Raw genomic sequence first — 13881 nt, forward strand, 5'->3', positions numbered from 1 at the left:
AGCTAGATTTTCTAAGATGTTTTCGCCAGAGTTTTTGTAATAAATCCGCGAATTCCCCAAAAGAAAAGGGCAATTAAAATCCCGTAGAGCAGAGGAATCGTTAAAATTGGTAAATCCCACACTCCCACAACCGAAGGTACCGTGAACCCGTAGTAGACTCCAATAGCAAGAATGCCGCTGATAATGACACCCTTTCGTCCATTGAAAAGAACGCGAATAACTAGCCAGCTCAACAGCGCAATTCCCAGACATTTTAAATAGACCATGGCAATGCTGTCGGTCGAACTGCTTAAAAAGTAACCCAGTATAAATCCGGGAAAGGAGAAAATCTGATTTTGGAAAGGCAACATGTTGTTTATTTTTACTTCATTACTGCTGCTATAGAGCCTGGAACACTCCTTTTGGCAGTTGTTGCAAGATTGGCAGGCCTCTGGGCGATGGCGCTCTTGGTTATATTGTCCATAAAGCATTTCCACCGGCCTTATGGGGCAAGCGCCGGAACACCATCCCCCAAAGCCGTCAAATAAAAAACCGCTGCCCAAGGCAACCAACGCCAACAGAGGGATTGTTAAAAGAACAACCTGCGCCTCGAGATTAAACAGAAATATCCGAGCAGGCACTAATACAAACAACAACCCCCAAGAGATATGCTGAAGGGATTGGACCGTGTTGTCTGAAAGCTTTGTTCTGGAGCCAATCTTTATTCGGCGGCCAACAGACTGGAGAATTGCCAGAGGACAAAAGCTTGCCCAAAGATTGGGCGCCAAAAGAAAAATGATCGGGGCCGCGGGAATAATGAGGCTCCACAAAAAATTCAGCCCCTGTTCCGGAGAAGCCTGTAGCAGATAAACAGTAATGGCGAGAATAATTAAAGAAAATCCTGAGCCCAACAGCCAAAATCGAGAGTATGGCGGTGAAATTGTTTCCTTAGGTTCAGCCATCCGGCATCGAGTCGATCACAAAATCGGCTAGTATTCAATTGGCGGAACATCAGAACTGGACATTGGTGAAGCTAAGCTGCCGCGCCCCGGATACGCCCTGCGGGGCGTTGCCTCCGGGGCAGGGGCGGCTCTTCCTCCGTTGACCACTGCTCCCCGAGGAAGGAGACTGGATCTTGAATTTTGCCGACGGATCGCCATGTACAAATCTGACGAAGTAAAAACTGTCCATTTGGAAATCACCACTAAGTGTAATGCTACCTGTCCCATGTGTTTGCGCGCGGTGCTTGGCGGAAAGATTAATCCTCAACTTCCATTGGTTGAATTGAGCTTACTGGACATCCAGAAGATTATGCCGGAACCCTTTGTTAAGCAGCTCGGCCGCATTTACTTGTGCGGAAACTACGGCGATCCCATTCTTGCACAAGAGACCCTCGAAGTTCTTCAGTATTTTCGCCGCGTCAACCCAGAAGTCCGTCTCGATATCTTCACCAATGGGTCGGCCCGAAGTGAACACTGGTGGCGGCAGGCCGCTTCGGTCGTGGACCTTTGCAGGTTTGGCATCGACGGTTTGGAAGACACAAACCATATCTACAGACGGGGGACGAAGTGGCCACTTCTCATGCGTAACGTGGAAGCATTTATTAGCGCCGGCGGATCTGCTCACTGGGACTTTATCGTATTTCGCCACAATGAACACCAAGTTGAGCTCGCCAGAAGCCTAAGCGAGGAGATGGGATTCAAGGGCTTTCAAGTTAAGAAGACTGGGCGCTTTTTTTGCAACACCCGCTCTGTTGTCAAGGATCGACAAGAGGTTCTATCCTCCACTGGCGATTTGGAATATCATATTGAAATGCCTCGAAATCCTGAGTTTGTTAACGCCTCACTTGCCCAGGAATCCAGGATTGAGAAAGACCATGGGAGCCTTAGAAATTTTCTAGAAAAGGTAAAGATCCACTGCAAGGTCGCCAAGGAAAAGAGCATCTATGTCAGTGGCGAGGGACATGTTTTTCCCTGTTGCTGGACCGCCAATCAGCTTTACCCTTGGTACCGCAAACCAAAGACCGGGGAAATCTGGAGCCTGCTCGGGCAATTGCCAAAAGGGCTGGATGACCTTGACGGTCGCCGACGCCCAATCTCAGAAATCATTGACGGTGAGTTTTTCCAGAAGCTAATCCCCGGAGGGTGGGAAAAACCCACTTTTGCCGATGGGAAAATTTACGTCTGTGCCAAAACCTGCGGCAGCCGCGAGTTTGATCCCTTTAAAGCACAATTTCATTAGCTGGGCTCTTCAAGTAGCTCCGCCATTTCAGGAAAGATCTCATTAAAATTGTCCCGAATATTGTCCATCAAGCGGATATATTCCTGAACTGTGGTATACGCCGAGAATCAGTCCTCCGCCTTCATAAAGCGAATCAAGCCCTTTAATCGAGAAATTCCGTACTGACTGGAAAGAAAGTCCTGATCCCTTGCAAAGCGATCTTCGAGCCAGCCGTAAACCCTATACTTTCTTGTAACCTTTTTTAAACTCAGGTGAAAGAACTTTAATGTTCAAATGAGCAGGGTGACAAACCAAATGAAGATTTATGAGTCCCGAACCAACGGCCACGGGTTAATTTTTCGATACTTTGCTCCAGCTTCCACTTAATAAAATCTGGTAGATAAAATGTTCAGCACCTGAATCGCACCACGCGATCGTCACTGATGTTATCGGGAGGCGTCAAGCCGACGCAGCTGAGCTCGATGTCCTCCACCGGCTTGGTGGCGAATATAGTCATTCATCGCTCCAAGGCTGTCGATACCAAAGTGAAACCGCACCCTCTGAAAATGATTCCATATTGGAGCAGCCGATCGGAATCCAATCCCGCTGTTGTTGTATCGCAACAATGGATTAGCATGGTCTGGCGAATGGTATCTTCTAAAAGTGTATAGTGTTCTCAACGATCGTTGCTTCCACCACCAGCAAGTACAACTGGCGCATGTTGGCAATTGATCGTAGAGCTGGTCCCAAAACGCTTGATTGTCCACGATGTTAGTTATAGGTGGCGCCATCCACCTTTCCTTTGTTGCGCCACCGCATGAGATCTTTGAGTTCCGGATTTTCGATCTGTGGATAAAGGCGATTCCAGTCTCCAACCCAAAGGAACTGTCACCGGGGTGAATACATCACACATTTCAAGTTCCGCACTTTGTCCCCAACCGAAGATCCACATAGTGATTGTGGAGGAACACTTCCGTCCTCGTCCGTGGCCTCGACGAGGTGACGCAAGCTCACCCGCTTGCTCCAATATTCTGTTTCCAATTACGTTTGAGCGGTGACCCGCCTCCCCTTGAAACACTTTAGACAGGATGCGGCATGTCTCCCCTTAGCATCATCTGCCGAACATCACGCATATACTGGTTATTCCAGGCACTCAAAAGGTCTGTTTTATTGAGGTTCGCCGGTCGGCCGTTCCGTTTTTGAGAATGCCCACCTCACCGCTATATTTTTGTCCTGAGTTGTCTCCAACAGAAGAGGCGTTGGCCGTACAACACAGGCGCAGGTGTCCATTTGGTCGGCGCTCATGAATCCACGGAAGAATACAAAAAGTTGGGCTAATTGCCCGGCCCGAAGCTCTTCATTTCATCAATCCTCGGTGCGTCCACATTCGTCATCAAATCACCCAATTTTATCGGACCCAATGAGCATATATCGCCTATAGTCCCGCAGGCTCATACTGTCCTCATACAAAACCAAAAGTCCATCGGTGCGAGGCCTTAAACGCCTGAATACTATCGACACAGTTAACGTTCCTTCCATTCAAAGAAGTTGTTCGACTGCAAACAACCACTTTTCCTTTGGGGATCCGATCATACCACAGGAGAACCCTGAAGATGCTCACAACTTGTATTAATAATGATATCAGGACCCCTACCAGGAATGAAAAGGACCTCAGAATCCCTCATCTAACCCGTCCAAAACCAAGTGGAAGGTGGTACATATCAAAGGTCGCGGCCTCATTTCCCAGCTCTCACAAGTGCTGACGGGCAATCATATCCATGACCTTTCAACACTCGGACCAATATCAAAGTCTACGCGACGAAAGTGGCTGCATCAACCACAACATCATCAAACCCAACATTCCATACCACCCGCCGAGAAGGTAGTATATTATAGGGCGCTCTGGCAGCACGGTCTTGAGCATTTAATTAACCACAATTTGACCGATTTGGCCGTTCGACAAAACTTGAATCATCCGCGGTAATATTGAGGATCCAGTTTTTATTCGCCGAACAAAGGTCCCATAATCACTCTGGTCATTGGCATGCTTCCACTTTGAACGGCAGTAAACAGAACTTCCCCAGCATCCGCTGCCATCAACCCACGCACCACCCTTTAGGACCGAGCGACAGGTGATTTCACTGGCGGCCAATGAAGTTCAAGACCTCGCGGCCGAGAAGTGTTGGTTCCATCTGCGGGCAGAAGGATTTGTAATCGTCCACGCAACTTATCCTTCCATTTATTTTCAATAAATCACGATTGAAATAAATCAAGGGCGCGAAAATCTCATCATTCAGATTATTCAAAAGTGTTCGCACAGAACGCGACAACAAAAGGTCCCAAAGCGCTGTGAAAGTACTTGCTGCGCAAAAAGGATGATGCAAGGAAAGATCTGCTGGGGACCAAGATAGAATCTTAATCCTCCCGGTGAGCCTGAAACCCAAGTCCGTGTCCTCAAACCTGTAAGCAAAAAGGTCTGGCGGAACCAACCAAGGTCTTTAAATTGCTTTTAATCGACAAACAAACGTCGAGACATAGCGCCAACGCATGGGCGTTTGGTCTCCAATCCTCAGTATGCTTTGAAACATTTCCCGTAATAGCCGCCTCTTTTCCTGAGTGTGCTGGCCAGGTACTAGGTCCTCCCACAGATGAGTTCCAGAGGAAACCTTCTTTGAATTTGCAGTAAGGACAAGGCTGTATCAAATCGTAATGTTGATGAATATCAACCAAGTGATCTGTATAGGAGGGAGGAATCAGAATGTCTGAATCCAAGAACACAGAAACTCCCTCCGCCCATTTAACCCCTAAATTGCGGCAATCCCGGCACGAAATTGACTATCGCCCATCTTTCTACTCCGGAGCGAGGGAGGAAGGTAGTAACCCACAGACGAGGTTCTGTTGGCTCAACCACTGAGCTAATCTTTATCAGTTTGGTCTGCAATCATCGTCAACCACAATGACTTCATAGGGGACTCGGTTTGTTGTTTGACAATGTTTCGCAAAGTGGTGAGGATGGGCCGCATTGTTGTAAGTCGGGATAATATAACTGACCCGTGGCTTTTCTGATCGAGGCCGAGTCGCAGATCTGGATCGACGACGGGTCCATTTCCTTCCGGATTACCTGGATGATAACTGTATTGCCCGGAGGAGATATTTTAGGTCCGGATATCGTAGAGACAAACCGAGAACCGGCCACTCCAGCTGAGTAGCATTTGTCTCAGCCTCCGCTTGTAACAGAAATAGAACCGTAGTTTCTTCCATCTCTTCGGGCAGAGCCTCGCGGTGCCAAGAGCCCTCCGATGCGGTCCACCACCCAGATGTACTGAACGACATTCCATTTCTCTACTCCCTTTGATCAATGATTGGTGTTCTCATTCCACTGGTAACAAACCCCAGGCTGACCGCCCGGGGATCTACCAACCGGAAAGTAGTCGTAGTCGGTCATGGTCAAAGATTCGCTCACCCGTATCACCAAAGGCCAACCGGCTTGGAGGATACTGGCGACCAGGTCCCTCCCTCCTGACCTCGAAGATGAATTGCAGCTATGGCGATGCGATCATTCCCAAACCGGCTTCTCTGAGTTCTTCAGCAATTTTCCTTATTTCCCGCCCCATGGCGACATCCGAGCAAACTCGCCAGCTGTACCTACAGCCGACAAAGGCCGGCATCTGATACGCCATCGCTCAACATTTCTTACTTCTGACTGGGGCAAACAAACTCCACTAATGCCTAAGCTATGAAAGCAGAGGAGGCTTGGCAATACGAGGGCTAAATTCCTATTGATGCGGCGTCCTCAGGGCCTCTTTGGACCGGGTCAATGCTGAGGGAATTGACGTTTAACCTTGGTGGCTGGCTTATGACCCAGTCAAGAAGATCGACCACGGTAGGGTGGAGCTTTTCTGCCCGATGCTTCTCCTCTGTTCTGGCGTTTGTACATAACCCATCGAGAGACAGGTCACGCCAATTCTGTCTTTGGTCGCACACCAACAAAGATTTTGGCAGAGACTCGCAAACTTTTTCTCGACGGATACATCCAATTAGATGCTCTTGCCCCCACATCGGCAGTACCGCCCAAGCATATCAAACGGCCCTTTTTCCTTTCCGACCAGGTTCGCCAAACCTGCTCCACGAGAACACTTTGTTAAACTCCAAAGGCGGAACAAAATGACCACATCATATCCAAGGCCTCCTCGGCAACTCGTGTCGACCTCTGGTCCGTGTCAACATCAAACCCATTCGAACGACTTGCAATCCTCTGCCTTGGCTGCTTCGGGCAATGGCGCGCAATCCATACTCTGGATTTCCTCCACAAAACTGTTCGGCCCATGGTTAGCATTTCCTTTCCACTCAGAGATTGACCCAAAACGTCTCATCACCTGCACAAGGGCATCGGCACCGGCCGCCGTTTGGGGATTTTACATCTGCACTGCTGACACAGGACTTTGGTACAACAAATAGGGCGATCAAAGCTTAAACCCTGTCCCGATGTGTCCAAAGGTTGGTCGTTACAACTATAGCTTGCTTGATAAATCCATCGGGCCCCCTGATAACCAGACTTCCAAAGCCCGAGCCACTTCCAACCTTCAAACCCATGAAAGCAAACGCATTAAAACGCTCGGCCTGGTCCACATACCACGGAAATCCTGTCTCATCGGTCAACCTTAACTTGCAATATTTGGGGAATTCTCGGCACGACCCAGCCGGTCCACTTCACTTCGCGGCAGCACCACCTCTCGACTTGGCCGGATGGAAACTCGTTTTCCGACTCAATGGAGGGTACCGCCGTTGGGTATTCCATTTTGCATTCGATCCAGCTGATCTTTAAATGTACCTCATAACCCGTGGCATTTTCGTTACCTGCGGCTTGAGTGACGTTAATTCCTGACTCATGAAAGTAAAGAGCATTTCCAAAGAGCGTTAAACCGACTGGAACCATAACCATATTTATGTGACCTGATGTCTTGACTCGCAAAATATCAGTTGTCTTTGAACCTTCCCGATCTGCAAACTCAGAGGTAACTCTGCCGTAATACTCACCCGATGGAGGTCTTTGTCGCATCTGCATATTTTCGAACCAACGAAGCTCGTTATGAGTACCTTTGGATGAGATCAAACGTCAGGCGAGGGAAAGGATCGAATCCCTTCCACTCTCTCCTTAGTGGTGGTGAACCAACCATGCATCCGCTACCTGGAAATCGTCAGTCATTATGCCAAGGATCAGGTGAACTGTAATCAATCAATTCATGACGAGCAAATTGTAGCCTGGGGATTAGGTGGTCCGTAAAGCATGCTGGAGGCGACAAAGGCTATTCATCGCGTGGAGTATTACGGCCAGTTATCATCCTGAGTTTGCTGACGAGCGAAGTCGTGACAAGTTGGTGTTCTTGCAGGGTCGAGATATCCAGGTGACAATTACATGGTCATGGTCCCTTCTGCGCTTTAATGCTTTGTGAGGATGCGCTTATTTTCATGAGTCGGGATTAACGTAACGCCCAAACCACAAAGTAAATGAAAACGCAACTCAGGTGGTGGAGGTTATGCCGAGGACAACCACGGCGGATGCAAAATGGGATGCCTCAGAGGCACAACCTAATCCCGTCTTGAGGCAGAGTGTAAAATCGGCACGCCCAAAATCCAGTGGTCTTGCGAGATGAGGTCGACCGCCCGTAGGCAAAGGCATCCCTTCCAGACTGGCGCATGGAGTTGACAGACGAAAGCGGATACCCCTGGTACATGGATCAGGCTGAGCGCTTCAACGCCTTCGCCTTCAATAGATTCGAGGGCTGGGAGTGCAGCTCTGGTTTTCGCAGTCTGGTTATCAGGGAGCCTGATGGTCACATTAAGCGTAGCTACAGTTGTAATGATGAGCCACTTGGACACATTGAAACTGGGTTTCAGCTTTTTGATCGGCCCGAGCCCTGTAAGACAAAATCCTGTGTGAGTAGTGCAGACAGTAAAATCCCCAAGCGTCGGCCTGGCTGTCAGATGCCGCTGTGGCCCGGGGATGAGACTTATCAGGGGTCCGGCAAAGGGGCTGGGGAGATCAAGTTATGAAACAGAGGATAATTGTTGCTGGAAATCCTGAGTACGGAATCGGCCAGGGCATCTACCAGAAATGGCCAGAGGCAGAGTTTGCCAGTCGCCGTAATGGCTTTGACTTGACTGAGGATGAGGGGCGAACGGCTTTTGCCAGACGAAGTATGGATTTTGACGTGGTCATATTTTGTTCAGCCCTGTGGCGTTTTAACCAGACGATTCTCGTTGAGCAGGTCTGGCGGACCTGGAGTGAACAGAAGAAAGCTGGGCACCTGATCTGTCTCGGAAGTACGGCCGATGTGGGGGCGCGGGCCTCAAATTGGCTCTATCCCATCGAAAAGAAAAGTCTGCAGAGCCTCTGTCAGAACTTGAGTTGGTGTATACACAAGGGCAGTCCAATAAAGGTCACTTACTTGTCTCTAGGCTATGTACTCACGCCTAAAACGGAGGAGAAGCACCCGCAAAAGAAGAAGCTCTCGGTTTCCTATGTGGTCGACCTTGTTGATTGGGTGCTGCACCAGCCCGAGGGGGTTAACGTCAACTCCATGAGTCTTGATCCTTGTCAGCCCCATTCTGAAATGCCGCATCAATAGGAATTTTGGCCTCTGTATTGCCAAGCCAAGCTTGCTTTCATAGCTTAAGCGATGGCGGAGGGTTCCTTGTCCCATTTACAGATTGAGAAAACCGAGCGCTGGTATCTTTTGCCCGTTTCAACGGGCTGTGGGTACCATTGTGATTTTTGTCCTCAGCTAGGGATGAAGACTGAGGGCAAAGAGCTTGCAGGTGAACTGGCGAGGGCTCGCCTCGGTGAGTATGATCGAATTGCCATTAACTGCAATGTGCTGTTTGAGTCCGGTGGCCAAGAGTTGATTCGTAGGATCCAAGAAGAGGGGTGGCCAATTGTCATCCGCGTGAGCGAGACTTTGGCACCAGCAGATTTCAATCGCCTTTCTCATTTAGTCAACCCCAACAAGGTGACATTGGAGTACATTTTCTCCAACTGGAGTCCGGAAGTCGAGGCCAGGGTCGGAGAGTTGGAGCAGGTATGGAAGATCTGTCAATATACTTGGGTTGTGAACCGCAATGGCGGATTGTTAGGGCCATTTGAAGCTCTGCCTAAGAGCAGATGGGGAAAACTCCGTTTTTATTTTCCTTATAAGCAGAGTCCTGGTGATCGATACTACTCGGCTGCTGAAGTGGCCAGGGTCCTAGAGGATCTGTCACTTCGCTTCCCGGGCCTTAATATCCTTCCACCGGAGCACTACGAAATTCATCACCCTGAAAGTGATCCTGGGCGGGACATGGACCCAGCCGTAGAGCCTAGTTTTAAGTATAAGACATCGATGCGGTCGGCACGAGTGAGCTATGTCATACCGACCTTCAACAATGTGACCCATTTGCTGACGACCCTGAAGAATCTCGTGCGGCAAAAAACAGATCACCTATTCGAGGTTATCGTTGTCGATGACGGAAGCTCCGATGGCACGGAGTCGAGAGTTACCAATTGGATTAAACAGCAGAAGCTTGAGTGCGGATTTGCCTATATCTATTTGCCCCGCCCAAGCCGCCGAAAAATGGGCGATAGCCAATTTCGTGCGGGTATTGCCCGAAACCTCGGGGTCAAGTGGGCCGAAGGGGAAATCTTGTGTTTTCTGGACTCAGACATTCTTGTCCCCCCGACATATACCGATCACTTGGTAGAGGCTCATCAAGGTTACGATCTCATTCAGCCAAGAAGGATTCAGGTTCAGAAGAGGTTTTCTAACGGTGGGCATTTGTATGAGGATCTTATTCCCGGTGAGCACACCCAGGAAAAGAAGAATGGATATTGGGAGGTGTTTCAGTCCCAAACAGCCGACTGGAACCAAATTCATTTGCGCTGGCGGTATGTCTCAACTTTTTGTCTTTCAATTAAATCCGATCATTTCAAGCGGTTGGGTTGGTTCCGGCGCACATTTTTGGCCTATGGCTTTGAGGATACTGATTTGGGTTTGAGAGCGGCGAGATCGGGACTGAAGTTTTATCTTAGCCCCGTCAAAGTATTTCACCTTCATCATCCATTAATGAGAAGTGAGTATTTTCATAGTGCTTTTTTTAAGGATCTCCTGCTGTCTAGGTCGGTAAGGACGTTTTTTTTAAACAACCTCGATTATGACATTTTTAAGGCTCTTGAAATCTATTTTGACAGAAAGCTGCTGAAGAATAAGTGGAAGGACAAGGTGCGTGGAAGACTACAAATCGATTCTGCCCGCAGATGGAATCAATACCTACTCGGCCGCGAGGAGTCTTGAACTCCACTGGCCGCCGGTTGCCGAGATCACCTGCCGCTCTGTTTTAAGGGTAGTGCGTGAACTCATGGCCGCAGACGCGGGGGATGTGCTTTTTACTGCCGTCCAAAAGTGGGCCTATGCCAATGATCAGGGGGACTATGGAACCTTTATCCGCCGGGTGAAGAAGCTAGATCGCAAGCATTATCCACGGATGATTCAGGTTTTGTCTAATGGCCAAATTGAGTCGAAGCTTTGGCTCATTGAAATGCTCAAGACGGTTCTTCCGCAGCGCCCGTACAACTACTACTTGCTGGGCGGCTGGTATGGAATGTTGGGCTTGATGATGATGTGGCTTATGCCCGGTCACTTCCGACGGATGTGGAGTTTTGACATTGATCCCGAGTGTGAAAAGGTGATGGACATGATTGCCCGCCAGCATCTGTGGGCGGAAAACTGGGAAATGAGACCCATCACTTTTGATATGTATGATCTTCCTTTGGGTGCCCCGGACGGGTTAGACCCGGGGTTCTGCTCGGCACTGTCCATCCCTACGGAGGGGCCGGACGTCATCATCAACACGAGCTGCGAACATCTGGAGCGTTTTTCCTCTTGGTACGAGGGGGTTCCAAAGGGTAAAATTATTGTTTTGCAGTCAAATAATTTCTTTGAGTGGAATGAGCACGTTAACTGTGTGGCAAGTTTGGATGCCTTTAAGGCTTCGGCTCCGATGGGAACGGTCCTCTATGAAGGCAGTATGAACTTGCAGGATTACGATCGCTTTATGTTGATAGGAATCCGCTAATGAGGGAGGTCGGTATGGCTGAGGTGGACTCGGCTCGAAACGAGAGCGGCGAGGAGTTGCGACCCGAAGCCATTAGCCCCACATTTTGCATTCTGCCTTGGATTCACTTGAGTACCCGACCAAATGGGCACCTTCGGCTCTGTTGTACGGCGAACGCCTCCTCGGTCGGAGCAACTCAGGATAAAAAGTATGGCGGTGAAGTTGGAATTCTAAAAAATGAGAATGGTCGACCGGCAAACTTGAATGAAACAGACTTGCTCAGTGCATGGAACAATCAGTATATGCGAGACGTCCGGCAAATGATGTTGCGTGGAGATATCCCGGCCTCCTGTCTCAAATGTTTTAAGGAGGAAGAGGCGGGCCATCGCTCGAAAAGAAACTGGGAGACGGAATACTGGAGCAAAAGAGTGAGTTTGCGAAGCCTGATTGAGTCCACGTCTCCGGAGGGCAGTGTGCCACCAACCATTACTTACGTTGACCTGAGATTAGGCACTAAGTGTAATCTCAAGTGTGTGATGTGTTCCCCTCATGACAGTTCTCTGTGGGTGAGCGATTGGAATAAACTCTATCCGCAGATTGAAAATCCTGAGTTAAAGGATCTGATGCAGTGGCGGAATAAGGGCAAGGTGGATGGGGCGACTTACAATTGGCATGTGGACAACAAGGAGTTTTGGAATCAGCTCTACGACCAATTGCCCAACTTGCGTCAGCTCTATTTTGCCGGTGGTGAAGCCACAATTATTGAGGAACACTTTACCCTTCTCGAGGAGTGCATTCGCCGCGGTCACGCCAAACACATTGAACTAAGGTATAATAGTAACGGCATTGAGATTCCTGATCGGCTCCTTGATCTTTGGAGTCATTTTCAAAGAGTTCGCTTTCACTTTAGCATCGATAGCATTGGTGAGATGAACGACTACATTCGCTATCCAAGCAAATGGTCCGATATTGAAGCTCAGCTACGACGGTTGGACGCTACCCCGGATAACATTGAAGTGACTGTTGCCTGTGCCATTCAGGTCCTTAATATTTACTATTTGCCGGACTTCATTAAATGGAAACTGGCGCAGGGCTACCGCAAAATCAACCCATGGCCCCTTGGCGCCGGATTAGTAAATGTTCACCTTGTCTATCATCCAGCTCACCTGAACATCAAAGTTCTGCCTCCGGAGTTCAAAGAAAAAGTTGCACGCAAGTACGAGGAGTTTTACGGCTGGCTGGAAGAACGGTTTGTTGGCGATAAGGACTTTTTTGAAAGCCAGTATGGGATATCTCGCCTCAAGGGGCTCGTGCGCTTTATGATGGCCGAAGACTGGTCGCGAAGGATGCCTCAATTGAGGGAATACATCCGACTCATGGACAGCATTAGGGGTACGGACTTTGCGAGAGTGTTTCCTGAGATGGCAGAAATAATGGATGATGCAAACTAACTGAATTGAGATTTAAAGGGATCGAAATCTCTGCTTCCACAGGTTTTGGCGCAAACATAGAGTTTGCCGGCACCAAAAGAAGGCTTTTCCCATCCGGCGGGCAGGAGTCGTTGAAAAAAATCACCATCAATTATTGAGGATATTGGGTGCCGTTTGCCGTCGAGATCGTCTAGTCCACAGGGGAGTTCCTTTAGCAGACTCCAAATCTCACCGGTCTTTGGTTTGCGATACCAGGGGTAGAGTTGGTTCGCTGTCCAACAACAGGGAAACACATGCCCTTCGCCGCTGACGTAAATCGAACGTTCCTTGGCAACCTTACAGGCGATTTTGACTTGCTCTAGGTAGTTTCTCAGGCTGCCATGTTCTTCTTCGATTTTAGATTCTTGGGCCAGAGATGCATTAACAAAGTCCGGGTTTTGTGGCATTTCGATGTGATATTCGAGTTCGCCAGTCGTTGACAAAACCTCTTGTCTATCTTTGACCGTGGCCTGTGAATTGCTAAAAAAGCGCCCCGTCTTTTTAATTTGAAAATGCTTAAAACCCAACTTCTCGCTCAGGGCACGGGCCGTTTCAATTTGATGTTCGTTGTGGCGAAAGACAATGAAATCCCAATGAGCACTCCCCCCTGAGGAGATAAATGCTTCGACGTTGCGCATGAGCAAGGGCCACTTTGTTCCTCGACGATAAATGTGATTGGTGTCCTCTAGGCCATCGATGCCAAATCGACAAAGGTTCACGACTGACGCCAGGTCTCTCCACCAGGACTCATTCCGGGCCGAGCCATTAGTAAACAGTTCTAGGCGGATTTCGGGTTTAACCTGACGAAAGTAGCGGAAGACCTCAAGGGTGTCGGAGGCAACAATAGGGTCCCCGTAATTTCCGCACATATAAATACGATCAAGCTGATTCACAAAGGGCTCGGGTAAAATGGTCTGAATGTCTTTAAGATTCAATTCAACAAGAGGAAGCTGGGGGTTCACCTTTCCCCCAAGAACAGCACGCAGACACATCGGGCAGGTGGCATTGCACTTGGTGGTGATCTCCAGGTGAACTGTTTTAACTTCGTTAGACTTGTACATGGCGGTCCATCGGCAAAATTCAAATCCCAGTCTCGTTCTTCACCGAGTTTTGGTCAATGGACAGG

The 13881-nt window shown here is 49.0% G+C and carries 10 protein-coding genes; 7 read left to right on the forward strand and 3 right to left on the reverse strand.

The features are described from left to right. Positions 1-11: 11 nt before the first annotated feature. Positions 12-635, reverse strand: a complete 624-nt coding sequence (locus tag H6624_17645) for a hypothetical protein (GenBank protein MCB9086169.1) — start codon at positions 633-635, stop codon at positions 12-14. Positions 636-1137: 502 nt separating this feature from the next. Here H6624_17645 and H6624_17650 point away from each other — a divergent pair. Next, complete coding sequence (locus H6624_17650; protein MCB9086170.1) at positions 1138-2220, forward strand: radical SAM protein; 1083 nt, start codon at positions 1138-1140, stop codon at positions 2218-2220. Positions 2221-6847: 4627 nt separating this feature from the next. On the opposite strand, the gene H6624_17655 is transcribed toward H6624_17650, so the two are convergent. After that, on the reverse strand, positions 6848-7258 hold the full coding sequence (locus H6624_17655; protein MCB9086171.1) for a hypothetical protein: 411 nt from the start codon (positions 7256-7258) through the stop codon (positions 6848-6850). A 214-nt stretch (positions 7259-7472) separates the two neighbouring features. Between H6624_17655 and H6624_17660 the strand changes: the two genes are divergently transcribed. From H6624_17660 to H6624_17685, 6 genes are all read left to right on the forward strand, one after another. Next, positions 7473-7652: a hypothetical protein gene (locus tag H6624_17660; protein ID MCB9086172.1), complete on the forward strand. Its 180-nt coding sequence runs from the start codon at positions 7473-7475 to the stop codon at positions 7650-7652. A gap of 244 nt (positions 7653-7896) precedes the next feature. Next, positions 7897-8253: a hypothetical protein gene (locus H6624_17665; GenBank protein ID MCB9086173.1), complete on the forward strand. Its 357-nt coding sequence runs from the start codon at positions 7897-7899 to the stop codon at positions 8251-8253. Continuing rightward, positions 8250-8828, forward strand: a complete 579-nt coding sequence (locus H6624_17670) for a hypothetical protein (protein MCB9086174.1) — start codon at positions 8250-8252, stop codon at positions 8826-8828. Before H6624_17665 ends, H6624_17670 begins: the two co-directional genes overlap by 4 nt. Positions 8829-8894: 66 nt before the next feature. After that, positions 8895-10526 (forward strand): glycosyltransferase family 2 protein, encoded by a 1632-nt coding sequence (locus H6624_17675; protein ID MCB9086175.1) that lies wholly within the window; start codon positions 8895-8897, stop codon positions 10524-10526. Beyond that, entirely contained in the window at positions 10459-11307 is an 849-nt protein-coding gene (locus tag H6624_17680; GenBank protein MCB9086176.1) for a hypothetical protein, read from the forward strand. The genes H6624_17675 and H6624_17680 overlap by 68 nt, the downstream gene beginning before the upstream one ends. Before the next feature lie 14 nt (positions 11308-11321). Then, positions 11322-12737, forward strand: a complete 1416-nt coding sequence (locus H6624_17685) for a twitch domain-containing radical SAM protein (protein MCB9086177.1) — start codon at positions 11322-11324, stop codon at positions 12735-12737. Here the strand turns inward: H6624_17685 and H6624_17690 are convergent. Further along, positions 12734-13816 carry a radical SAM protein gene (locus H6624_17690; protein ID MCB9086178.1) on the reverse strand — a complete coding sequence of 361 codons (1083 nt, stop codon included), beginning with the start codon at positions 13814-13816 and terminating at the stop codon, positions 12734-12736. The genes H6624_17685 and H6624_17690 overlap by 4 nt on opposite strands. Positions 13817-13881: the final 65 nt, after the last annotated feature.

This window comes from Pseudobdellovibrionaceae bacterium, assembly GCA_020635075.1.
In the GTDB taxonomy this organism is placed as follows: domain Bacteria; phylum Bdellovibrionota; class Bdellovibrionia; order Bdellovibrionales; family UBA1609; genus JADZEO01.